This window comes from Parafrigoribacterium humi (assembly GCF_040227205.1).
Lineage (GTDB): Bacteria > Actinomycetota > Actinomycetes > Actinomycetales > Microbacteriaceae > Parafrigoribacterium_A > Parafrigoribacterium_A humi.
The window spans coordinates 72,963-96,900 of record NZ_JBELOA010000007.1 but is presented as its reverse complement, the minus strand read 5'-3'; the positions used below and the strand labels follow the sequence as shown (position 1 = coordinate 96,900).

General features: G+C 66.1%; 19 protein-coding genes. 16 read left to right on the top strand and 3 right to left on the bottom strand.

Features of this window, described 5'->3' with window-relative positions; translation table 11 throughout:
* The first annotated feature begins 2 nt into the window (after positions 1 to 2).
* Together ABUA28_RS11480 and ABUA28_RS11475 are read left to right on the top strand one after the other, a co-directional pair.
* A complete protein-coding gene (locus tag ABUA28_RS11480) occupies positions 3 to 2,921 on the top strand; it encodes an MMPL family transporter (RefSeq protein WP_349904313.1) in 2,919 nt (972 codons plus the stop codon).
* A complete protein-coding gene (locus tag ABUA28_RS11475) occupies positions 2,918 to 4,615 on the top strand; it encodes a YhgE/Pip family protein (protein WP_349904312.1) in 1,698 nt (565 codons plus the stop codon). The genes ABUA28_RS11480 and ABUA28_RS11475 overlap by 4 nt, the downstream gene beginning before the upstream one ends.
* Before the next feature lie 99 nt (positions 4,616 to 4,714).
* On the opposite strand, the gene ABUA28_RS11470 is transcribed toward ABUA28_RS11475, so the two are convergent.
* Positions 4,715 to 5,266, bottom strand: a complete 552-nt coding sequence (locus ABUA28_RS11470) for a hypothetical protein (protein ID WP_349904311.1) — start codon at positions 5,264 to 5,266, stop codon at positions 4,715 to 4,717.
* A 362-nt stretch (positions 5,267 to 5,628) separates the two neighbouring features.
* Positions 5,629 to 6,597 (bottom strand): magnesium transporter CorA family protein, encoded by a 969-nt coding sequence (locus ABUA28_RS11465; protein WP_349904310.1) that lies wholly within the window; start codon positions 6,595 to 6,597, stop codon positions 5,629 to 5,631.
* A gap of 126 nt (positions 6,598 to 6,723) precedes the next feature.
* On the opposite strand from ABUA28_RS11465, the gene ABUA28_RS11460 reads away from it, so the two are divergent.
* From ABUA28_RS11460 to serA, 9 genes are all read left to right on the top strand, one after another.
* Positions 6,724 to 8,211 carry an alpha,alpha-trehalose-phosphate synthase (UDP-forming) gene (locus tag ABUA28_RS11460; RefSeq protein ID WP_349904309.1) on the top strand — a complete coding sequence of 496 codons (1,488 nt, stop codon included), beginning with the start codon at positions 6,724 to 6,726 and terminating at the stop codon, positions 8,209 to 8,211.
* Positions 8,208 to 9,008: a trehalose-phosphatase gene (otsB, locus tag ABUA28_RS11455; protein WP_349904308.1), complete on the top strand. Its 801-nt coding sequence runs from the start codon at positions 8,208 to 8,210 to the stop codon at positions 9,006 to 9,008. The genes ABUA28_RS11460 and otsB overlap by 4 nt, the downstream gene beginning before the upstream one ends.
* Positions 9,009 to 9,154: 146 nt before the next feature.
* A complete protein-coding gene (ilvD, locus tag ABUA28_RS11450; RefSeq protein WP_349904307.1) occupies positions 9,155 to 10,849 on the top strand; it encodes a dihydroxy-acid dehydratase in 1,695 nt (564 codons plus the stop codon).
* Positions 10,850 to 10,892: 43 nt separating this feature from the next.
* Complete coding sequence (locus ABUA28_RS11445) at positions 10,893 to 12,704, top strand: acetolactate synthase large subunit (RefSeq protein ID WP_349904306.1); 1,812 nt, start codon at positions 10,893 to 10,895, stop codon at positions 12,702 to 12,704.
* A gap of 3 nt (positions 12,705 to 12,707) precedes the next feature.
* Positions 12,708 to 13,214 carry an acetolactate synthase small subunit gene (gene ilvN, locus ABUA28_RS11440; protein WP_349904305.1) on the top strand — a complete coding sequence of 169 codons (507 nt, stop codon included), beginning with the start codon at positions 12,708 to 12,710 and terminating at the stop codon, positions 13,212 to 13,214.
* A 4-nt stretch (positions 13,215 to 13,218) separates the two neighbouring features.
* Positions 13,219 to 14,370 (top strand): ketol-acid reductoisomerase, encoded by a 1,152-nt coding sequence (ilvC, locus tag ABUA28_RS11435; protein ID WP_349904360.1) that lies wholly within the window; start codon positions 13,219 to 13,221, stop codon positions 14,368 to 14,370.
* A 233-nt stretch (positions 14,371 to 14,603) separates the two neighbouring features.
* Positions 14,604 to 15,005 carry a hypothetical protein gene (locus ABUA28_RS11430; RefSeq protein ID WP_349904304.1) on the top strand — a complete coding sequence of 134 codons (402 nt, stop codon included), beginning with the start codon at positions 14,604 to 14,606 and terminating at the stop codon, positions 15,003 to 15,005.
* Positions 15,002 to 15,358: a hypothetical protein gene (locus ABUA28_RS11425; RefSeq protein ID WP_349904303.1), complete on the top strand. Its 357-nt coding sequence runs from the start codon at positions 15,002 to 15,004 to the stop codon at positions 15,356 to 15,358. Before ABUA28_RS11430 ends, ABUA28_RS11425 begins: the two co-directional genes overlap by 4 nt.
* A gap of 148 nt (positions 15,359 to 15,506) precedes the next feature.
* Positions 15,507 to 17,099, top strand: a complete 1,593-nt coding sequence (gene serA / locus ABUA28_RS11420) for a phosphoglycerate dehydrogenase (protein WP_349904302.1) — start codon at positions 15,507 to 15,509, stop codon at positions 17,097 to 17,099.
* Between the two features lie 75 nt (positions 17,100 to 17,174).
* On the opposite strand, the gene ABUA28_RS11415 is transcribed toward serA, so the two are convergent.
* The gene (locus ABUA28_RS11415) at positions 17,175 to 17,426 is read right to left on the bottom strand and encodes a DUF6458 family protein (protein ID WP_349904301.1); all 252 of its coding nucleotides are present in this window, start codon (positions 17,424 to 17,426) and stop codon (positions 17,175 to 17,177) included.
* Positions 17,427 to 17,581: 155 nt separating this feature from the next.
* Between ABUA28_RS11415 and ABUA28_RS11410 the strand changes: the two genes are divergently transcribed.
* The 5 genes from ABUA28_RS11410 to ABUA28_RS11390 all read left to right on the top strand — a co-directional run bounded on the left by ABUA28_RS11410 (position 17,582) and on the right by ABUA28_RS11390 (position 23,871).
* Complete coding sequence (locus tag ABUA28_RS11410; protein WP_349904300.1) at positions 17,582 to 19,609, top strand: DUF2207 family protein; 2,028 nt, start codon at positions 17,582 to 17,584, stop codon at positions 19,607 to 19,609.
* Positions 19,610 to 19,678: 69 nt separating this feature from the next.
* Entirely contained in the window at positions 19,679 to 20,743 is a 1,065-nt protein-coding gene (locus tag ABUA28_RS11405) for a 3-isopropylmalate dehydrogenase (protein WP_349904299.1), read from the top strand.
* Between the two features lie 39 nt (positions 20,744 to 20,782).
* Positions 20,783 to 21,889, top strand: coding sequence for a branched-chain amino acid aminotransferase (locus tag ABUA28_RS11400; RefSeq protein WP_349904298.1), 1,107 nt, complete (start codon positions 20,783 to 20,785; stop codon positions 21,887 to 21,889).
* A 46-nt stretch (positions 21,890 to 21,935) separates the two neighbouring features.
* Positions 21,936 to 22,703, top strand: coding sequence for a fumarylacetoacetate hydrolase family protein (locus ABUA28_RS11395; RefSeq protein ID WP_349904297.1), 768 nt, complete (start codon positions 21,936 to 21,938; stop codon positions 22,701 to 22,703).
* A 169-nt stretch (positions 22,704 to 22,872) separates the two neighbouring features.
* Positions 22,873 to 23,871, top strand: coding sequence for a YeiH family protein (locus ABUA28_RS11390; RefSeq protein ID WP_349904296.1), 999 nt, complete (start codon positions 22,873 to 22,875; stop codon positions 23,869 to 23,871).
* Positions 23,872 to 23,938 lie beyond the last annotated feature (67 nt).

The following is a 23,938-nucleotide window of genomic DNA, read 5'->3' as shown; positions in this document are numbered from 1 at the left end:
CCGTGGCCACCCTTCTCTACCGGCTCGGCCGGTTCTCCTACCGTCGTGCCTGGACGGTCATCGGCGTGTGGGTCGTGCTCTTCATCGCGATCCTCGGTGGTGGCGTCGCCCTCGGCGGCCAGACGCAGGAGTCCTTCGCGATTCCGGGCACGGAGTCGCAGAACGCCCTCGATCGACTCGACGCCGTGTTCCCGTCTGTCGCGGGGGCCAGCGCGCAGGCCGTCTACGAGGTTCCGGCAGGGGCATCCGTCGAGGACGCACCGTACAAGGCCGCCATCGAGAAGATGGCCACGACGATCGAGAAGATCCCCGGGGTCGACACCGTCGTCTCGCCGTTCAACCAGTACGCGGGCAAGGCGATCACGCCGAACCACGAGATGGCGAGAACGCAGGTGCAGTTCACCGGTGACTCGTCGCACGTGAGCAAGGCGACACTCGAGAAGCTCACGGCCACGGCATCCATTGCGAGGGATGCGGGCATGACGGTCGACTTTGGCGGCCAGGTCTTCCAGGACAACACCTTCGGCATCACCATCACCGAGGTCTTCGGCGTGATCTTCGCAGGCGTCGTGCTGCTCATCACCTTCGGGTCGCTCGTCTCCGCCGGGATGCCGCTGCTGAGCGCGCTTGTCGGCGTCGGTGTCGTGATCGGCGGCATCAGTGTCGTCTCGGCATTCACCTCGGTCTCGAGCACTGCGCCGATGCTCGCCCTCATGATCGGGCTCGCGGTCGGCATCGACTACGCCCTGTTCATCCTGTCGCGGCACCGGACCCAGCTGGCCAGGGGAGAGGACCCGGAGGAGTCCGCCGCGACCGCGGTGGGAACGGCCGGAAGCGCGGTCGTCTTTGCCGGTGTCACGGTCATCATCGCCCTGCTCGGACTGCTCGTCGTGGGCATCCCGTTCCTCAGCGTGATGGGTGTGGGCGCGGCGTTCGCGGTGCTCGTGGCGATCGGTGTGGCCACCACCCTGCTGCCCGCGCTGCTCGGACTCGCGAAGGGCAGGCTCGCGCCGAAGCCCGGATCGCGCGCCGCGCGCAGGGCCACCGCGCACGACGAGGGCGGAAAGCCGACCATGGGCCTGCGCTGGGTGAAGGGCGTCATGCGGCACCCGATTATCGCGACGATCGCCGTGATCGGTGTGCTCGGCACGCTCGCGATTCCCGCGCTCAGCATGGACCTGAACCTCCCAGACGGCGGTTCAGAGCCCGTCGGCTCGACCCAGAGACAGGCCTACGACCAGATCAGCAAGGGGTTCGGTCCCGGCTACAACGGCCCGCTCGTCGTGGCCGTCGACATCACCCAGACCACGGACATCCAGGGTGACCTCGCCGCGATCGGCAAGCGGCTGAACGCGCTCGACGACGTGAGCTACGTCAGCCAGGGGCTCCCGGATGCAGGCCTCGACACCGCGATCATCCAGGTGATCCCGAGCTCCGCGCCGGATGCCCTGGAGACCAAGGCGCTCGTGCAGAACATCCGCGACCTGGCCCCGGCCATCCAGAAGCAGTTCGATACCCCGATCTCCGTCACGGGAGCGACAGCGGTGGGCATCGACATCTCCAACCGGCTGACCGCCGCGCTCATCCCCTTCGGACTCATCGTGGTCGGCCTCTCGGTGCTGCTGCTCATGATGGTGTTCCGCTCGGTGCTCGTGCCGCTCAAGGCGGCCGTCGGCTTCCTGCTCTCCGTCGTCGCCTCCTTCGGCGTGGTCGTCGCGATCTTCCAGTGGGGTTGGCTGGCCGATGTCGTGGGTGTCGCGAACCCCGGCCCCATCCTGAGCTTCATGCCGATCATCCTCATGGCAGTGCTCTTCGGTCTCGCCATGGACTACGAGGTGTTCCTCGTCTCGGGGATGCGCGAGGAGTTCGTGAAGACCGGCAGGGCGAGGCACTCGGTCTCCCGCGGCTTCGCCAACGGCGCGCGGGTGGTCACGGCCGCCGCGCTCATCATGTTCTTCGTCTTCTTCGCCTTCGTTCCCGAGGGCTCGGGCACGATCAAGCCGATCGCGCTCGGCCTCGCCACGGGTATCGCCTTCGACGCCTTCCTCGTGCGCATGACGCTCGTCCCCGCGATCATGACCCTGCTCGGCAGGGCGGCCTGGTGGATGCCCGCATGGCTTGGCCGACTGCTGCCCAACATGGACATCGAGGGCGAGAAGCTGCGCGAGCACCAGGATGCCGTGCTCTGGACGGCGGGCCAGCGTGGCTCCGCGATCAGCGCTGACTCGCTCGTCGTCGGCAGCGCCGAGCATCCGATCGGACCGCTCAGTTTCAGTGTCCCCGCCGGTGCCCTCGTGCTTGCGCGCGGCGGGCTTGCCGAGCGGAGGATGCTGGCCGCGACCCTGGGCGGGCGTCTCGAGCCGGTGTCCGGGCACGCGCAGCTGGGCGGACATCCGCTGCCCTCCGAATCTGCGAACGTCGCCCGGCTCGTCGCGATGGCCGAGGTCGGTGGCTTCGAGCGCACCGACAACCGGGTCACCCTCGGCGAGCTGCTGACCGAGCGGCTCGAACTCACCCAGCCGTGGTACCGGTCCTGGCTCGTGCGTCGCAGGGTGCTGAAGCTCATCGACGGGCTCACGGCGGCCAGCCGTTCGCCCTTCTCCGAGCACTCGCAGCCGCAGCAGCTTCCCCAGTTCGAGCGTGCCCTCGCGCTCTCACTCGTCGCGCTCGCCGAGCGTACCCCCGTGGTCATGCTCGACCAGATCGACCCGTTCGTGACGGCCGACGACGAGAGCGCCTTCGTCACGACGATCTGCGCGCTCGCCGACGCCGGCACGACGATCGTCATCGGAACTCCGGAGCCGCTGCGGTCGGATGCGGCCGAATGCTCCGGCACCCGCGCGGTCGTCGACCTCGACCTCGATTCACCCAGCGCAGACCACGTCACAACTACTTCACACGATCAGGAGTCGCTCCGATGAGCCAGTCCATCGCAACATCTCGTCTCCGTCGCCGCTGGCTGCGCTGGTCCGCACTGGCCGCCGTCGTGCTCGTTCCGCTCGCGTTCGCGGGCCTCTTCGTCGGTGCGCTGTCCAATTCCGGCAGCGCGCTCGACCGCATCCCCGCGGCCATCGTCAACCAGGACACCCTCGTCTACACGACGGCACCGGACGGCACCAAGAGCCCGGTCTTCGCCGGACGCCAGCTCGTCACGGAACTCACCGGGGGAAGCGCGGGCTTCGACTGGAGCATCACCAACGAGAAGGCGGCCAAGAAGGCGCTCGCCAACGGTTCGGTGTACGCGATCCTCACCGTGCCCAAGAACTTCTCCAGTTCCATCCTGTCGCTCAGCTCGAGCTCTCCGCAGCAGGCGAAGCTCGCGATCAAGACGGATGACGCGCACAGCTACCTCACCGGCGCGCTCGCCCAGACGGTCGGCGACAGCATGGCGAACACCTTCGGCAAGGCGGTGACGGCGCAGTACATCTCGGGCCTCTACTCGAGCATGGGCGAGATCGGCGGCGCGTTCTCGAGCGCGGCAGATGGTGCTGCGCAGCTCTCGAGCGGAGTGGGCGCGTACACCTCGGGCGTCGATTCGCTCGCGAGCGGACTCGGCACCCTGAGTTCCGGTGCGTCGAAACTCACCCAGCTCAGCGGGGGAGTGGCGAGCTACACGGATGGCGTGAGCCAGCTCGCGCAGGCCCTCGCCCAGGCAAACGCGGGCCTCCAGGCCGACCCGAGCAACCCGGTCGCGCTCGCAACGGTGAATGCGCTCAGCGCGAAGCTCTCGGAGGCGGCCGCGGGTGGCGCGACGCTCGCCCAGCAGGCGGCATCCGGGATCAGCGGTATCCAGGGTGGCATCGCCAGGAGTGCCTCTGGCGCCCAGCAGCTCGCCGCGGGTTCTGCCGGGCTCAACGACGGCGTGAAATCGCTCGCCTCAGGGCTGCAGAGCGGCGCGAGCCAGATCCCCAGCTCCGATGCGGATACGGCAGCGTCCTCCGCGAAGGTCGCCTCGAACCCGGTGGCCGTCACGGTCAGCCACGACAACCGCATCGCCGACATCGGCCAGGTCATCGCGACCTTCTTCGTGCCCCTCGGCCTCTGGATCGGCGCGCTCGCGGTGTTCCTCGTGCTGCGTCCCGTGACCAGGCGGGCGCTGTCCTCCACGGCCGCGAACGGCCGGCTCGTGTTCGCCTCCCTCGCGAAGGCCGGCGCGATCACCGCGGCGCAGGCGCTGTTGTTGGTCGGTCTGTTGCATCTCGCGCTCGGCGTCTCCTGGAGCTCCCTGCCCGCGACCCTCGGATTCTCGGTGCTCATGGCGCTCGCATTCACCGCGTTCCACTACCTGCTCACGATCGGCCTCGGCAAGGCGGGTCTCGTGGTGTCGCTGTTCGTGCTTGCCGTGCAGGTCACCTCCACCGGCGGCTTGTATCCGATTCAGCTTCTCGCGACTCCGTTCCAGTGGATCAGCCCGCTGCTGCCGCTCACCTATGGTGTGCAGGGGATGCAGGGCATCATCGCGGGAGGCGACATCGGTTCGGTCGTTGCCGCGGCGCTCACCCTGCTCGGCTTCGGGATCGGCAGCGTGCTCGTGGCGCTGGTCGCCATCCGTCGCACGAGGCGCACGCAGGGTCTCCTGCTCGCCGCACCGAGGTTCGTGCAGGCCCAGGCATAACGCAGGAGATTCAGGGACACGTCGTCTGAAACGGCTGGACGCGGATCATGGCGTGTTGCAGAATCTCCTGCATTAGCTACCGGATGGCCGCGATGGGTCCTAGATGTCCACTAGCTTTACCGTCAGCTCAAGGTCGTCTGGAAGCTCGAAGTTGATACCGAGGGTGACTTCGACCTCGCCGACCGCGAGAAGGAGAACGGTCAGCTCGCCGTGCTGAACATATAACGCCGGAACTGATCGACCAGCGACCCTCAGCGATCGGGCTTGTTTGGGCAGTGATTGGACTGCGGCGACGAATCGATCATGATCCGCAGGATCCACGGATGGACGCAGAGACGGGGCGTGATTTGCCAAGAACTCAAGCGAAGCAACATCGAGCGTGTCCAGGCCAGCTGGGTTGTCGACCTTCCAAGGCTCTAGCCAAGTTGTGACTTCCGCGGCGTGAGGCCCCTCATTGGAGCCGTACACGAGGCTAGCCCTAATATCTCGATCGTCCCGACCCTGCCAGGTGAAGCCCGAGAAGGTCAGCCCGCTATGCGGGCTGACCAACTCGAACAATGGTCCTGCGAAGTTGGCGATCCTCTCTTGATCATCATGTAACTGCCTGGTGCTCATTCGTGAGGCAGCACCAAACATCTTCGCGGTTCCCACGTTTACTCCTCGGTGTGAGACTTCATTGAGCGATAATCGAATCGCTTGGGTCGCCGACGACGCAGTCAGCAATCACCGTCGTGAGAGTACCTCCGGCGACAGCGCTTACGAGATTGCCGGCGACCGCATACAGATTGGTCTGAGCATACGCCTGCCAGTAGTACGCAGTCGCGACTCCTGAGAATGGAATGGAGTGCAAATCATAAGGTGAATGCACCGCCACATTCCAAGTGCGATAGATCGGCAGACCCGCTTCAAGCGTCGTCGTAGTTAATGACGCGGCACTTGAGAGACCAAAATCGACCGACCACCGGACGCCCTCGCATTACGCAGCACATCGCGTCCCACCTAACTAAGTACTACTAGATCCAGTCGCGCCTCTTGAAACCGAGGTAGAGCAGGCCGGAGACGGCGACGATGAGCACCACCGACATCCACAGGCCCCAGACCGTGCCGAAGCCGGCGAAGGCGAGGTTCTGGCCGAAGAATCCGGTGATCGCGGTGGGCACGGCGATGATCGCGGCCCAGCTCGTGACCTTCTTCATGATCATGTTCATCCGGTTGCCCTGGATGCTGATGTTGGTCTCCAGGATCGTCGTCACGAGATCCCGAAGCGACTCCGTCCATTCTGTGGCGCGCAGCACGTGGTCGTACACGTCCTGGAAGTAGGGCATCATCGCCGGGTCGATGGACTGCAGATCGCGGCGCAGGACGGTGTTGACGACCTCCCGCATGGGCAGCACGACACGGCGCAGCAGCACGAGCGACTTGCGCAGCTGGAACGACCGCTTCTGCACCTCCTTGTCTCGCGGCACGTCGTCGAAGAGGGCGTCTTCCAGCGACTCGATCTCGGCATCCAGGGACTGGACGGCGTCGAAGTGCCCGTCGACGATCACGTCGAGCAGGCCCCAGAGCAGGAAGCCGATGCCGCGATCCGCGAGGTCGGTGTCGTTGTCCCAGCGGGCGACCACGGAGCGGATGTCGAAGTCCGGTTCGTGCACGGTGACGAGCGCGTGCGGCGTGATGAACGCCTTCACCTCGCTCGTGCGCAGCTCGCCCGTGACGGTGTCGAGCGTCACCGCGTAGGCCGCGAGAAAGAGGTGGGTGTCGTAGCGGTCGAGTTTGGGCCGTTGGAAGTCGTGCAGGGCGTCTTCGACGGCGAGGCGGTGCAGGCCGAGCTCCTCCTCGATCGACGAGAGCTCGTCCTCGGTGGGCGACACGAAGTCGGCCCAGACCGTGCAGCCCTCCTCGCCCGTGTGATCGGAGATGTCCGCCACCGGAAAGTCCTTCGCGACGATTGTGCCTGCGCGATAGAGCCGCGTGGTTGCCATGTTCGCCATGGTAGCCGGGACGGGGCTGGTAACGTGGAGGCGGCTTCGCACCGCCTTGGCGCGGTACCAGCGAAACACGGCACCGTCGCGATCCAGGTGCCGGCGAGACGACAGTGAGCAAGCGGGATGACCGGTAAACCACACGCAGGCGCCAGTACCTATTCCTTCGTCGTCGTCGCCAACCGGCTGCCGGTCGACCGCGTGATCGATCCCGCGGGCAACGCGGAATGGCAGCATTCTCCCGGCGGGCTCGTGACCGCGCTCGAGCCGGTCATGCGCTCCAAGGGCGGCGCCTGGGTCGGCTGGGGCGGTCAGCCCGACCTCGACTTCGATCCATTCGACAGCGAGGGCATCCGGGTGATCCCGGTCGTGCTCAGTCAGGACGAGGTGGAGAAGTACTACGAGGGCTTCTCCAACGACACCCTGTGGCCGCTGTACCACGACGTGATCGCACCACCGACCTACCAGCGGGACTGGTGGGAGGCCTACCTCAGGGTCAACCGGCGGTTCGCGGAGGCCACGGCGGCAATCAGCGCGCGGGATGCCGTGGTGTGGGTGCAGGACTATCAGCTGCAGCTGGTGCCGAAGTTGTTGCGCGAACTGCGGCCGGATCTCACGATCGGCTTCTTCAACCACATCCCGTTCCCGCCGTACGGCATCTACTCCCAGCTCCCGTGGCGCACGCCGATTATCGAGGGTCTGCTCGGAGCCGACGTGATCGGCTTCCAGCGCACGGCAGACGCCAACAATTTCTCGCTCGCGGTCAGGCGGCTCAAGGGGTTCGCGACCAAGGGGCCGCTCATCGACGTTCCGCTCGTCGATCCGTCGCCGGGGGTCAGGGCCAACGGTCCGGTGCACAGCGCTGGTCCCCACCGCAGCGTCACAGCGAAGGCGTTCCCGATCTCGATCGACTCGCAGAGCTTCGAGACGCTTGCGCGGGATCCGAAGATCCAGGCGCGTGCGAAACAGATCCGCGAGGATCTCGGTAACCCGACGACGATCATGCTCGGCGTCGACCGACTGGACTACACCAAGGGCATCACCCACAGGCTGCAGGCCTATGGCGAACTGCTCGCTGAGGGCAAGCTCGACGTCGAGAACGTCACGCTCGTGCAGGTGGCCAACCCGAGCCGCGAACGGGTCAAGGCATACATGGCGCTCCGCGACGACATCGAGCTCACGGTTGGGCGCATCAACGGCGATTTCGCCACGATCAGCCACACCGCGATCAGCTATCACCACCACGGGTACCCGCGGGAGGAGATGGTCGCGCTGTACCTCGCGGCAGACGTCATGCTCGTCACGGCGTTGCGCGACGGGATGAACCTCGTGGCCAAGGAGTACGTGGCGTGCCGCTTCGACGAGGACGGCGTGCTCATCCTGAGCGAGTTCGCGGGAGCATCCGACGAACTGACCAGGGCGCTGCGCATCAACCCGCACGACATCGACGGACTCAAGGACACCGTCCTGCGCGCGGTCGAGATGCCCAAGAGAGACAGGCGAGCCAGGATGCGTGCCATGCGCAGGAAGGTCATGGTGAACGACGTCGCGAAGTGGTCGTCGGCGTTCCTGCACGAGCTCATCGAGAACCAGCACAGCCCATCCGAGTCATGACCAGTTCACGGGCATCGGACACGTCAGGGCTGCTCGAGGAATCGCTACGGGAACTGGCTGGCACCGGGCGCCTGCTCGTCGCGCTCGACTTCGATGGCACCCTCGCGCCCGAGGTCGATGAGCCCGAGAAGGCTCGGGCTCTGCCCGAGGCCCGCGCGGCGATGCTGAGACTCGTCGCAGCGCCGGACACGAGGGTCGCCCTCGTCTCCGGCCGCGCCCTGGCGAGTCTCGAGAGGGTCTCCGAGAACCCCGACCGGGTTCTGCTGATCGGCTCGCACGGCATCGAAGTGAAGCTCGACACGCCTGACGCCAGACTGTCACTCGATGACGCTGAGCACGCGCGAGTGGCGGAGCTCGGCGCGCTGCTCCGCAACGTCGCTGCGGGCTTCGATGAGGTGTGGGTCGAGTCGAAACCTGCGGGGTTCGCGCTGCACACGAGGCTCGCGACGGATGCCGATGGCCGGGCGGCGCAGCTCCTCGCCCTGCAGCGCACCGAGGCGGAGCTCCCGCCGCTCACCGTGCGCCACGGAAAGAACGTGCTCGAGTTCTCGGTCCGCAGCACCACCAAGGGGGAGGCGATCGAGCTGCTGCGCGAACACACGCGGGCGACGGCGACCTTCTTTGCGGGGGACGACGTGACCGACGAGGACGCCTTTGCCGCGCTCCGCGACGGCGACTTCGGGCTGAAGGTCGGCCACGGTGACACCTCGGCGGAATTCCGGGTGGAGTCGCCGCAGGACGTCGCGCCGGTGCTCGACGAGCTCGCGCGGTTGCGGGAGGCGAGCTCTCGGCCGTAGCCGGGCATCCGCTTCTCAGTCGCCGGAAGGCTCAGCTACTCGGCCGTGGGGTACTCGTCGCATGGCGCCCGCGGCCTTGGCGAGCTCGCGGGTCGCGGTGCCTCGGGCCGCCGCACCCCACCGCGGCAAGGTCATACACTCGATACATGCCAGATCACGACGTGAAACCCCGAAGCCGCACCGTCACTGACGGAATCGAAGCCATGACCTCTCGCGGAATGCTGCGTGCGGTCGGCATGGGAGACGCTGACTGGGACAAGCCGCAGATCGGGATCGCGAGCTCGTGGAACGAGATCACCCCGTGCAACCTGTCCCTCGACCGCCTCGCGCAAGCGTCGAAGGAGGGTGTGCACTCCGGCGGAGGCTACCCCCTGCAGTTCGGCACGATCTCGGTCTCCGACGGAATCTCCATGGGGCACGAGGGCATGCACTTCTCGCTCGTGTCGCGCGAGGTCATCGCCGACTCCGTCGAGACCGTGATGATGGCCGAGCGCCTCGACGGCTCCGTGCTGCTGGCCGGGTGTGACAAGTCGCTCCCCGGAATGCTGATGTCGGCCGCTCGGCTCGACCTGGCATCCGTCTTCCTCTACGCCGGCTCGATCGCGCCGGGCTGGGTCAAGCTCAGCGACGGCACGGAGAAGGAGATCACGATCATCGACTCCTTCGAGGCCGTCGGCGCGGTGCAGGCCGGGCGGATGTCCGAAGAAGACGCAAAGATCATCGAGTGTGCCTTCGCCCCGGGCGAGGGTGCCTGCGGCGGAATGTACACCGCGAACACCATGGCGAGCGTTGCCGAGGCGCTCGGGATGAGTCTCCCCGGCTCCGCGTCCCCGGCTGCGGCAGACCGTCGTCGCGACTACTACGCGCACCGCAGTGGCGAGGCCGTTGTCAACCTGCTGCGCCAGGGCATCACGACCAGGGACATCCTCACCCGCGAGGCGTTCGAGAACGCGATCGCCGTGGTCATGGCCTTCGGCGGTTCCACCAACTCCGTCCTGCACCTGCTCGCGATCGCCAACGAGGCGGAGGTCGAACTCAGCCTGCACGACTTCAACCGCATCGGTGACAAGGTGCCGCACATCGGCGATCTCAAGCCCTTCGGGCAGTTCGTCATGCACGACGTCGACAAGCACGGCGGCGTTCCCGTCGTCATGCGCGCGCTGCTCGAGGCCGGACTCATGCACGGCGACGCGCTCACCGTCACAGGCAAGACCCTCGCCGAGAACCTCGAGGAGCTCAAGCCCCGCGACCTCGACGGCACGGTTCTGCGCAAGCTCGACAATCCCATCCACAAGACCGGAGGCCTGACCATTCTGCACGGATCGTTCGCGCCGGAGGGCGCCGTCGTGAAGACGGCTGGATTCGACACCGACGTGTTCGAGGGCCCCGCACGGGTCTTCGAGCGCGAGCGTGAGGCGCTCGATGCGCTCGCCGCGGGCACGATCAACAAGGGCGAGGTTCTCGTCATCCGCTACGAGGGCCCGAAGGGCGGGCCGGGCATGCGCGAGATGCTCGCCATCACGGCGGCCATCAAGGGTGCAGGCCTCGGCAAGGATGTACTACTCTTGACAGACGGCAGGTTCTCAGGCGGCACAACCGGACTGTGTATCGGCCACATAGCACCCGAAGCGGTGGACGCAGGTCCAATCGCCTTCGTGCGCGATGGTGATCTAATACGGGTCGATATCGCAGCTCGCTCGCTCGATCTACTGGTCGAGCCTTCAGAGCTGGCAGCTCGCCAGGATGGCTGGGCTCCACTTCCTCCGCGCTATACCCGTGGCGTTCTCGCAAAATATTCGAAGCTCGTGCACTCCGCAGCCGTGGGCGCGATCACTGGGTAGTTTGCGCTCACTATTCGCGTCTCATAATTCAAGGATCTGACAGATGTCCACGGAATCCATTCCCGTGCCCCACGCTTCACCAACGACGAGTAAGAGCAAGGCGCAGGCTCCCGAAGTACTGACCGGCTCCGGCGCGATTCTGCGCTCGCTCGAGCACCTCGGCATCAAGGATGTGTTCGGTCTGCCCGGCGGTGCCATCATGCCGTTCTATGACGAGCTCATGTCGTCGACCACCATCCGCCACATCCTGGTTCGTCATGAGCAGGGTGCCGGCCACGCTGCTGAGGGCTATGCGTCCTCGAGCGGCAGGATCGGCGTCTGCATTGCCACCTCCGGCCCCGGCGCGACCAACCTCGTCACGGCCATCGCGGATGCGCACATGGACTCCGTGCCGCTGCTCGCGATCACCGGTCAGGTGTTCTCCACATCGATGGGCACGGACGCGTTCCAGGAGGTCGATATCGTCGGCATCACGATGCCGGTGACCAAACACTCCTTCCTCGTCACGCGCCCGGAAGACGTGCCTGCAACCATCGCGGCGGCGTACCTCATCGCGACAACGGGTCGCCCTGGACCGGTGCTCGTGGACGTGACCAAGGACGCACAGCAGAACAGCGCACCCTTCATCTGGCCGCCCAAGGTCGACCTGCCCGGATACCACCCCGTGACCAAGGCCCATGGCAAGCAGATCCAGGCCGCGGCGCACCTGCTGGCCGAGGCGAAGCGACCCGTGTTCTACGTCGGCGGCGGCGTCATCCGCTCCGGAGCATCCGCAGAGTTGCTCGCACTCGCCGAAGCGACGGGAGCCCCGGTCGTCACGACGCTCATGGCGCGCGGCGCTTTTCCAGACTCGCATAAGCAGCACCTGGGTATGCCCGGTATGCACGGCACTGTCCCAGCGGTGCTCGCCATCCAGGAGTCCGATCTGCTGATCTCGCTCGGCGCTCGCTTCGATGACCGCGTGACGGGCAAGGCGAGTGAGTTCGCCCCCGGCGCGAAAGTGGTTCACGTCGACATCGACCCCGCGGAGATCTCCAAGATCCGCGTCGCCGATGTTCCCATCGTCGGCGATGCCAAAGATGTCATCGCCGATCTGACGCTCGCCTATGCGGAGGCGATCAAGAAGCACAAGCCGGACATCACCGAGTGGTGGACGAGGCTCGAATACCTCCTGAACGAGTTCCCGCTCGGCTTCGAGGAGCCGGAGGACGGGCTGTTGTCTCCGCAGGGGGTCATCCAGCGCATCGGCGAACTCACGGGACCGGAGGGCGTCTACGCGGCCGGCGTCGGCCAGCACCAGATGTGGGCCGCGCAGTTCATCAAGTACGAGCGGCCAAACGCCTTCCTCAACTCCGGCGGAGCGGGAACCATGGGTTACGGCGTGCCGGCCGCCATGGGCGCGAAGGTGGCCCAGCCCGACCGCACAGTGTGGGCGATCGACGGTGACGGATGCTTCCAGATGACCAATCAGGAGCTTGCGACCTGCGCCATCAACAAGATCCCGATCAAGGTCGCGATCATCAACAACTCCTCGCTCGGCATGGTCCGCCAGTGGCAGACGCTGTTCTACGACGGCAGGCATGCCTTCACCGACCTCAACACGGGTGCTGACACGGTCATGATCCCCGACTTCGTGAAGCTGGCCGAGGCGTACGGCTGCCTCGCGATCCGTGTCACCAAGAAGGAAGAGGTGGATGCCGCGATCATGCTGGCGAACGAGACCAACGATCGCCCCGTGGTCATCGACTTCATCGTGAGCCGCGACGCCATGGTGTGGCCGATGGTGCCGCAGGGTGTCGGCAACTCCTCGGTGCAGTACGCCCGAGATAATGCGCCCAAGTGGGAGGAGGAGTAGACGATGAGCCACGTACTGTCACTTCTCGTCGAAGACAAGCCAGGGCTCCTCACGCGCGTTGCCGGGCTGTTCGCCCGTCGCGGGTTCAACATCGAGTCCCTCGCCGTGGGCAAGAGCGAGATCCACGGACTCTCGCGCATCACGGTCGTCGTGGATGTCGAGGAGCTGCCGCTCGAGCAGGTCACCAAGCAGCTCAACAAGCTCGTCAACGTGATCAAGGTGGTCGAGCTGGACCAGGCCCAGACCGTGCAGCGCGAGCACATGCTGATCAAGGTGCGCGCCGACAACACGACTCGCAGCCAGATCCTCGAGGCCACCAACCTGTTCCGCGCCAGGATCGTCGACGTGACCGCGGATGCCCTGGTGATCGAGGTCACCGGTGACACCGCCAAGACGCAGGCCCTGCTGCGAGTGATCGAGCCGTACGGCATCAAGGAGATCGCGCAGTCCGGACTTCTCGCGATCGGTCGCGGTTCCAAGTCCATCACCGAACGGATCTTCAAGAACTAGTCCAATCGCTGGTCGAGTAGGTCGCTCAGCGACCGTAGCGAGACCCGCACACAACCAGAACAGCAGGTCTCGATACACTCGCTTCGCGAGCTACTCGACCGGCGGTAATCAACAAACAAGGAGCAAGAACGTGACCGAAATCTTTTACGACAAAGATGCCGATCTGTCCATCGTCCAGAGCAAGAAGGTCGCCGTCATCGGTTACGGTTCGCAGGGTCACGCGCACGCGCAGAACCTGCGCGACTCGGGTGTCGAGGTCGTCGTCGCGCTGAAGGCGGACTCGAAGTCGAAGCCGAAGGCGGAGGAGGCCGGATTCACGGTCCTCTCCGTCGCTGACGCGTCCGAGTGGGCAGACCTCATCGTCATCCTCGCGCCAGACCAGTACCAGCGTCACATCTACCGCGACGACATCCAGCCGCACCTCGCTGCGGGCAAGGCCATTCTCTTCGGCCACGGCTTCAACATCCGTTACGGCTACATCGAGGCACCGGAGGGTGTCGACGTCATCATGGTCGCCCCCAAGGGTCCGGGCCACACCGTGCGTCGCGAGTACGAGGCCGGCCGTGGCGTTCCCGTGATCGTTGCCGTCGAGAAGGACGCCTCCGGTCATGCCTGGGATCTCGCCTGGTCCTACGCGAAGGGCATCGGCGGCCTGCGTGCAGGCGGCATCAAGACCACCTTCACCGAGGAGACCGAGACCGACCTGTTCGGCGAGCAGAGCGTGCTCTGCGGCGGTGTCTCGCAGCTCATCCAGTACGGCTTCGAGACCCTGACTGAGGCCGGTTACCAGCCGCAGATCGCCTACTTCGAGGTGCTGCACGAGCTCAAGCTCATCGTCGACCTGATCAACGAGGGCGGCATCGCCAAGCAGCGCTGGAGCGTGTCGGACACGGCCGAGTACGGCGACTACGTCTCCGGCCCGCGCGTCATCGACCCGCACGTCAAGGAGAACATGAAGTCGGTGCTGAACGACATCCAGGACGGCACCTTCGCCAAGCGCTTCATCGCGGACCAGGACGCCGGTGCTCCGGAGTTCCTCGCACTGCGCAAGAAGGGCGAGCAGCACCCGATCGAGGAGACCGGTCGCGAGCTGCGCAAGCTCTTCGCCTGGAAGCAGCAGGACGCCGACTACGTCGACGGCGAGGTCGCTCGCTAAACGGCACGTCAGCCGCCGCGGCAGCACTCGCGGCTTCGGGAACTCAGGAAAGGTGGGGCTTCGGCCCCACCTTTCCGTCGTTTCAGGCCCGTCGCCTACGGTTCGTAACTCCTGCAGAATGCTGCGTGCGGCATCCGCTGCCCCGGAGCTGCGCGGGCTGCTCGCGCCTGCGCCGCCTTCTGCAGGAGTTACGAATAGCGGGTCGCCGGCCGAGGCCGCGATAGGGTTTTGAGATGGTGGACGAGAACGACGAGGCACTGAGCTGGGGCGGCGAGGCCGACTCGACCCACGTCGATTCGGCTGAACCGGATGTCCCGGCCGACGACGAGGCCACCCTCGCTCCAGGCATCAGTTCGACCATGCTCGTGGTCTACGGAATCTTCGGCGGCATTTACCTGCTCTACACGGTCGGCTGGCTCATCATCGCCATCCGTGGCAACCAGGAGACCGGGGTGCCGCTCAACGACATCATGCAACACATCAGTACTTTGCTGGCCATCCTTGCGGCCCCGGCCTGGTTCATTGCGACACTCGCCCTCACCGCGGGGCGCAGGAACTGGGTGCGCATCGTCTCGTTCCTCATCGGTATGCTCCTGCTCATCCCCTGGGGCTTCGTGATCGGGGTGAGCGCATGAGCGCCGTGTCGTCAGTGCGCGCCTCGAAGACGCGCGCCGCCTGGCCGGTGTGGGCGGTCGCGATCTTCTTCGCGATTCTCTACAGCTACGCCTTCTGGGCGGGGATCGGCAACGCCATCGGTGTTCCGCAGAGCGTGTGGGCGAGCTACCACCTCGGCATCTCGGTCACTGGCTGGATCCTGCTCGTGTTCGGCGTCATCCTCTCGCCCGCCGTTTTCGTGGTGGGCCTGCTGCTCGGCCGGGGGCGCGGCATTCTCGCGCGCGCGCTCATCTTCGCCGCGGGTCTCTGCGTCGTGAGCGCGGTGCTCGGATCGCTTCTCATCGCGCCGATTCTCGTCAACTTCATCGCCTGAGGCGCGCGCGGCCAACGGCTCCGCACACCCCCGGCGGCGTAACGCACTCCGGGCACCCAGTAAAGTGTGAGTGTCCGCGCCCCAATGACCGTGGCGCTCGCGTAGTGCTGTATGCCCAGTCCGCCTGCCCAGTCAAAGGAACCCTTTCGTGTCAAAACCGATCGTGTTGATCGCAGAAGTTCTCTCGCCCGCCACAGTCGATGCCCTCGGTCCCGACTTCGATGTCCGCTCCGTCGACGGCACCGACCGCCCCGCACTGCTGGCCGCCCTTGCGGACGCGGATGCCATCCTCGTGCGCTCCGCGACCAAGGTGGACGCAGAGGCGATCGCGGCGGCGAAGTCCCTGAAGGTCATCGCGCGGGCCGGTGTCGGGCTCGACAACGTGGACATCAAGGCGGCGACGAACGCCGGAGTCATGGTCGTGAACGCGCCGACCTCTAACATCATCTCTGCTGCTGAGCTCACCATCGGTCACATCCTGAGCCTCGCCAGGCACATCCCCGCAGGTCACGATTCGCTCGCCCACGATCAGTGGAAGCGCTCGAAGTACACGGGCGTCGAGATCTACGAGAAGACCATCGGCATCATCGGCCTCGGCCGGATCGGCGCGCTCATCACGGCTCGCATGCAGGCCTTCGGAACGAACGTGATCGCCTACGACCCCTACGTCACGAGCGCGCGCGCCCAGCAGCTCGGCGTCACCCTGGTGAGCCTCGAGGAACTGCTCTCCACGAGCGACTTCGTCACGATCCACATGCCGAAGACACCCGAGACCACCGGGATGATCGGCGACGCCCAGCTCGCGCTCATGAAGCCGTCCGCGTTCATCGTCAACGTCGCCCGCGGCGGGCTCATCGACGAAGACGCTCTGCATCGCGCGCTCAGCGAGCACAAGATTGCCGGCGCCGGACTCGACGTGTTCGTCAGCGAGCCCCCCACCGGGTCCCCGCTGCTCAGCCTCGACAACGTCGTGGTCACCCCTCACCTCGGCGCATCGACAGACGAGGCGCAGGAGAAGGCGGGTGTCTCCGTCGCGAAGTCGGTTCGACTCGCGCTCTCCGGCGAGCTCGTGCCGGATGCCGTCAACGTCGCCGGGGGAGTCATCGACCCGACGGTGCGGCCCGGCATCCCGCTCATGGAGAAGCTCGGGCAGGTCTTCAGCGGCCTCGCCCACACCTCGCCGCTCACGACCGTCGATGTCGAGGTGCGCGGCGAGATCGTCGAGTTCGACGTGAGCGTCCTGAAGCTCGCGGCTCTCAAGGGAATCTTCACCAACATCGTGAGCGAGTCGGTGTCGTACGTGAACGCGCCGCTTCTCGCGGAGCAGCGCGGCATCCAGGTGCGACTCGTGACGGATGCCGTGAGCGACGAGTACCGCAACCTTCTCACCATCAGCGGTGCACTCAGCGACGGCACGCAGATCTCCGTCTCCGGCACGCTCACCGGAACAAAGCAGACCGAGAAGATCGTCGAGATCAACGGTTACGACGTCGAGGTGCCGGTCACCGATCACCTCATCGTGATGATCTACGCCGACCGCCCCGGCATCGTCGCCATCTACGGCAAGGAGTTCGGTGATGCCGGAATCAACATCGCCGGCATGCAGATCAGCCGCAAGGAAGCGGGCGGCCAGGCGCTCAGTGTTCTCACCGTCGACTCGCCGGTGCCAGACGGCCTGCTCGAGACCGTGCGGGTGGCGATCAACGCCGAGCTGCTGCGGGAGATCGACATCACGGAGTAGTTCTTCAGTGTGAACTGAGTGACGCGCCTCGCCCCGACCCGAACGGGGGAGGCGCGTCGGTCTTTAAGAACTCATTCAGAGCGTGTCGCTCTTGGTCTCGTTCTGCACCACTCGCTCGCCGCTGGCCGCGTCGACACCGGTGCGGGTGGTGACGACCGAGGAGCGCCGCCTCAGTACGAGGATGAGGGAGATGATGAAGACGACGACTCCGGCGCCCATCAGCAGGTACCCGATGAGGTCGAGGTTGACCCACGCGACCTGAATGTTGATAGCGAACGCCACGATCGCGCCCACGACGAAAAGGAAGATACCGGTTCCTATACCCATGGTGTGTCCTTTCACCTGTCGTTCTTGCGCCGGACCGGCCGGGTGGCCAGGGGATCGGCGCAGGATCAAGGGTAGCAAAGAACCCCCCAAACGAGGGTAGAACTGGGAGATCACTGGGAGACAGCTGGGTATGTTCTCCCGATAGGCTCGTGCGCATGACCCGATCCCCTCGAAGAATCGTGGCCATCACGGCCCTCTTGGCGGCAGCGCTGATGTCGTCAGTCCTGGCCGTTTCCGCCCCGCAGGCCGCGTCCGCTCAGGTGCTCACGGGAGTACAGGACTTCTCGTTCACCTCGTACAGCGCCGACTACTACCTGGCCAGGGATGCAGAGGGCCATTCGACCCTGCGCACCGTGGAGACCTTCGTGGCGAAGTTCCCGAACGTCGACCAGAACCGGGGCATCATCCGCGCGATTCCGAACGACTACGACGGCGTCCCGCTGCACACCACCGTCGCCTCCGTCACCGACGAGCACGGGGCTCCGGTGCACTTTGAGACCACGGACTCGGGCGGATTCACCGAACTCGCCCTCGGCACGGACGACTACGTTCACGGTAGCCAGAGCTACGTCGTCACCTACACGCAGCAGAACGTCGTGCGTGCCTTCGCCGACACCGGCGACGACGAGCTCTATTGGGACACCAACGGAACCGGATTCTCCCAGCCGTTCGGCAGTGTGACCGCGCGGGTGCACGTCGACCCGGCCATCGTGCCGGCGCTCACCGGCAACAATGCGTGCTACCAGGGTGCGCAGGGATTGACCGACCGGTGTGAGATCACGGGACCGGTGGATGATCCGGCCGGGCCCGCGGGCACCCGCCTGTTCACGGCGACGGCCGGCCCGCTCGCCGCCCACGAGAACCTCACCGTGGTGATCGGTTTCACCGCGGGAACCTTCGTGCAGGTGCCTCCCGAGCAGCAGTCGGAGCCCGCGCCCTCGATCTTCCCGCAGCGAGGACCGACGCCATGGTGGGGTATTGCCGGCCCGATCGTCGTCCTGGTTCTGGCTGTCGGCGGCCTGGTCACCACCATCCTGCGCCGCGTTCTCGGCCCCAAGGATGCGAAGGGCAGCGGGATCATCGTTCCGCAGTACACCGCGCCGAAGAACCTCAACCTGCTGGAGGCGGCGCACCTCATCGGACGGACGGGGTACGGGCTCGCCGCGCAGATCGTGAGCTTCGCGGTGCGACACAAGATCCGCATCCTCGACTATCCGGTGACCGCGGGCAAAGCGAAGTACACCCTGCAGTTCCTCGACCAGAGCGGGCTCGACGACGAGGAGTTGGAACTCATGCACGCGCTGTTCGGCAGTGCGGGCGTGCCGGCATCCGTGGTCCAGCAGCTCGAGAAGAGCGGTCTCGACGCGCAGCTTCTCGGCACCATCAAATCGGCGCTCGAGGTCGACCGCGACGGTGTGCTCACGCCGGGTGCGGTGCAGGAGATCGGGGTCACGAACGATCGTCTCGCGCGGGCGATCGGCGAGGTTCGCTCCGACGCGGCACAGCGGGTGATCGCACGGGGGTTCAAGGCCAAGCGTTCCTCGCTCGTCGGGCTGCTCACGGCCGGAGGCATGTTCCTGCTGATCCTCGTTGCGGTCGGCCTGGCGATCGCTTCGGCGTTCTTCGGCGCCTTCAACCCGCTCGGGGTCGTTGCGGTGATCGTGACCTTCCTGTGCGTCTTCGGCACCATCGCGTTCGCGATTCGGCCGGCCGTGCTCACGGAGGCGGGCGCGGAGCAGCGCGATTACCTTCTCGGGATGCGCGACTACCTGCGCCTCGCCGAGGCCGATCGCCTGACAATGCTGCAGAGCCCGGAGGGTGCCGAGCGGGTGAAGGCGGAGGGTTTCGACGTGAGCGACGGTGCGCAGCTCGTGAAGCTCTACGAGAAGCTGCTGCCCTTCGCGGTGCTGTGGGGCGTCGAGCGCGACTGGAGCAAGGAACTCGCGGTGTACTACGAGCAGCAGACGAGTTCCCCCGACTGGTACGTCTCCAGCTCCGCGTTCAACGCGGCCATGTTCACGCAGTCGCTCGGCGGGCTCGGCTCCGCCATGACGACGAGCAGCACGGTCACGCCGACGCAGTCATCGTGGTCGGGCAGCGGAGGGGGCAGCTTCGGGGGTGGATCCTTCGGCGGCGGGTTCTCCGGCGGTGGAGGTGGAGGCGGTGGCGGCGGAGGCCGCTGACCCCGCGACGGAACGGCTTCGTGCAGGCGGTATTCTGGCTCCACACCAGTTTTCGCCGCAGGAGGCCCCATGTCGCGCACCATCAACCTCGCCGTCATTGCCGGGGATGGTATCGGCCCCGAGGTCACCGCGGAGGCCGTGAAGGTGCTGCGCGCGGCGGTTCCGGATGACGTGGTCGTGACGACCACGGACTACCCGTTCAGCGCGACCCACTTTCTCGCGACAGGCGACATCCTCTCCGACGCCGACCTGGAGACGCTCAAGCAGCACGACGCCATCCTGCTCGGCGCGGTCGGCGGAGACCCGCGCGACCCCAGGCTGGCCGGCGGCATCATCGAGCGCGGCCTCCTGCTCAAGCTTCGTTTCGCCTTCGACCACTATGTCAACCTGCGTCCGACCATGATCTTCCCGTCCGTGGAGTCGCCGCTGGCCGACCCGGGCGCGGTGGACTTCGTCGTGGTGCGGGAGGGCACGGAGGGGCCGTACGTCGGCAACGGTGGCGGCATCCGCGTCGGCACTCCGCAGGAGATCGCCACCGAGGTGTCGATCAACACGGCATTCGGGGTCGAGCGCGTGGTGCGTTTCGCCTTCGAGACCGCGAACAGTCGCCCGGCCAAGAAGCTCACCCTCGTGCACAAGACGAACGTGCTCGTGAATGCGGGGTCTCTCTGGCAGCGCACGGTCGATGCGGTCTCGGCCGAGTATCCGCAGATCGCTGTCGACTACCTGCACGTCGACGCCGCAACTATCTTCATGGTGACCAAACCGAGTAGATTTGACGTGATCGTCACGGACAATCTCTTTGGCGACATCATCACCGATCTTGCCGCCGCGATCAGCGGGGGAATAGGACTGGCAGCCTCGGGCAACATCAATCCCGACGGAGCCTTCCCCAGCATGTTCGAGCCGGTTCACGGTTCCGCTCCAGACATTGCAGGCCAGCAACTGGCCGACCCGACCGCGGCCATTCTCTCCGTGGCACTCCTGCTCGATTTCCTCGGGTTTGCGGATGCCGCGGCCGGAGTGACAGCGGCCGTCAAGGCAGACCTTGCCTCGCGTGGCGCCACCGCCGCCGGGTCGACCAGGTCAACCAGCCAGATCGGCGACGCGATCGCCGAAGCCCTCGCCGGGTGACGGGCGAGGATTGACCAGACGTACCAGAAAAGGACCATCATGAAGAACCTGCTCGCCCCCACCGGTTTCGAATTCGCCGTGACCGTGAACGAGGCCGCTCGCTCCGAGGCGGAGCGCGAAGACGTGATGGCCAACCCCGGGTTCGGCAAGCACTTCACCGACCACATGGTCGACATCTGCTGGTCGGCGAAGGGCGGATGGCACCGCCCGCGCGTGCAGCCGTACGGCCCGATCGCGCTCGACCCGGCCGCGGCCGTGCTGCACTACGGCCAGGAGATCTTCGAGGGGCTCAAGGCCTACCGTCACGCGGACGGGTCGATCTGGTCGTTCCGCCCGGAGGCGAACGCCGCCAGGATGCAGCGCTCGGCAACGAGGCTTGCCCTTCCGCAGCTGCCGACCGAGTACTTCATCGAGTCGCTCAAGCAGCTCATCGCCGTGGACGGCAACTGGGTTCCGAACGCTGAGGAGACGAGCCTGTACCTGCGCCCGTTCATGTTCGCCAAGGAGGCGTTCCTCGGCGTGCGTCCGGCGGAGAAGGTCAACTACTACGTGATCGCCAGCCCGGCGGGTGCATACTTCAGCGGCGGCGTCGCGCCCGTGTCGATCTGGCTGTCGACCAATTACGCGCGGGCGGGCAAGGGCGGCACGGGGGCGGCCAAGACCGGCGGCAACTACGCGTCGTCGCTCGTCGCCCAGGCCGAGGCCTACGACCACGGATGCGCTCAGGTGCTCTTCCTGGACGCCGCGGAGGGCAAGTACATCGAAGAGCTCGGCGGCATGAACATCGTCTTCGTCTACAAGGACGGCACGATCGTCACGCCGGACTCCGACAGCATCCTCGAGGGGATCACGCGTGACTCGATCCTGGAGCTCGCGAAGGATCGCGGACACAAGGTCGAGCGCCGCCATATCACGATCGACGAGTGGCGCGAGGGTGTGGCATCCGGAGACATCGTCGAGGTGTTCGCCTGCGGAACCGCCGCCGTGGTCACCCCGATCGCCCAGCTCAAGGCCGCCGACTTCACCATAGGCTCAGAGGATGCTCCGGCTGGCGAGCTCACGATGTCGCTTCGGCAGGAGCTCACCGACATCCAGTACGGTCGCGGCGAAGACCGCCACGGCTGGATGATGCGCCTCGACTCCTGAGCGCACGCTCCTTCTCCACACAGTTCCAACAAGATCGGTTGACCACGTGAAGATCGCACGATTCAGCGGCAGCGGCAGCGATCCCCGGTTCGGGATCGTGGACGACGACGAACTGGTGGTGCTCGCGGGCGACCCCATGTTCGGCGGCTTCGACACGACGGGGGAGCGGGTGCCGCGTTCGGCGGTCAAGCTGCTCGCGCCGGTCATCCCTCGCTCCAAGGTGGTCGCCGTCGGCAAGAACTATCGTGAGCACGCGGCCGAGATGGGCGGAGAGGCTCCGAGCGAGCCGCTGCTGTTCCTCAAGCCGAACACCTCGGTGATCGGCACGGGCGACACGATCGTGCTTCCCCCTCAGTCGCAGCACGTGGAGCACGAGGTGGAGCTCGCGGTCGTCATCGGCAGCATCGCGAAGAACGTTCCCGCGAAGGATGCCGACAGTGTGATCTTCGGGTACACGGTCGCGAACGACGTCACGGCCCGCGATCTGCAGAAGTCGGACGGCCAGTGGGCCAGGGCCAAGGGCTTCGACACCTTCTGCCCGCTGGGGCCGCTCGTCGAGACCGAGTTCGACCTCTCGTCGGCGACCCTCGAGGCCCGCGTGAACGGCGAGCTGCGCCAGCAGGGCAGGGTCAGCGATCTCGTGCACTCTGTGGCGACACTCGTGGAGCACGCATCGAGCGTGTGGACACTGCTGCCGGGTGACGTCATCCTCACGGGAACGCCCGCCGGCGTCGGCCCGATCGTCGATGGAGACACCGTCGAGGTGACCGTCTCGGGCATCGGCACCCTCAGCAACCCCGTGCGTCGCCGCTAGTGGGTGCGCTCGACCCTCGTGCGGCGATCCCGCCGGTAACGATCCTGTCGGCGATGACGCGCCGTTCTGTCAACGATGCGCCAGTTATGGACGCAGCATCGTTGACAGAACGGCGCACCGTTGCGGCGAACGTTGCGGCGAACGTTGCGGCGAACGTCGGCGGCCACGCATGGTGACGGTGGTGCGGATGCCGTGGCTGCCCGGGATTCTCGCGGCGCTGGTCGCGACGGGCGTGGCCTTCATCATTCACCTGCTGTTTCCCGGCGTGCCGCTGCTTACCGCATCCGTCGCCCTGGGCATTCTCGTCGGGCAGATTCCCGCAGCCCGTCGCAGGATCGACGGGGTGCTGAAGTCGGGTCTCACCTTCTCGGCCAAGCGGCTCATGCGCGTGGGCATCGTGCTGCTCGGCCTCAAGCTCAGCCTCGTCGACATCGCGCATCTCGGCTGGGTCGCGATCGTGCTCACCGTGCTCATCGTGCTCTGCACCTTCGGAATCACCTGGGCCCTCGGCCGGCTGTTCCGCCTGCCCGGCGACGAACCGATCCTGATCGCGACCGGCTTCTCGATCTGCGGTGTCTCGGCCATCGGCGCGATGAGCGCAGTGACCAAAACGAAGACCGAGGAGCAGGCAACGCCCGCGGCGCTCGTGACCCTCTTCGGCACCCTCGCGATTGCCGTGCTCCCGTTGCTGCAGGGGCCGCTCGGCCTGAACGCGCACGAGTTCGGGCAGTGGGTCGGTGCGAGCGTGCACGACGTCGGACAGGTCGTCGCCACGGCGCAGACCGCGGGGTCCGCCGCGCTCGCGATCGCGGTGGTCGTGAAGCTCACCCGCGTGCTCATGCTCGCGCCGATGGTGGCCACGGCATCCGTGGTCGTGCGGCGCACGCGGGGTGTGGTCGAGGGGGAGAAGCTGCCTCCGATCATTCCGCTGTTCGTTGCGGGGTTCATCGTCGCGGTGTTGCTGCGCACCTTCGTGCCGCTGCCCGCCGTGTTACTGAACGGTGCGGATATGGTGCAGACCATCGTGCTCGCCATGGCGCTCTTCGGGCTCGGCGTCGCCATCCGCCTGGAGAAGCTGGTCGGCTCTGGCCTGCGCTCGATGGTCGTCGGCGTGCTCTCCTGGGCGGCGATCGCCGGGATGGCGCTCGTGGCGGTGCATCTCTCCTAGCCTGGGCGTGGCGGAAAAGGAGGAGAAATGCGAGTGTCCCGCCACGAATCTCCTCCTTTTCGCGCTG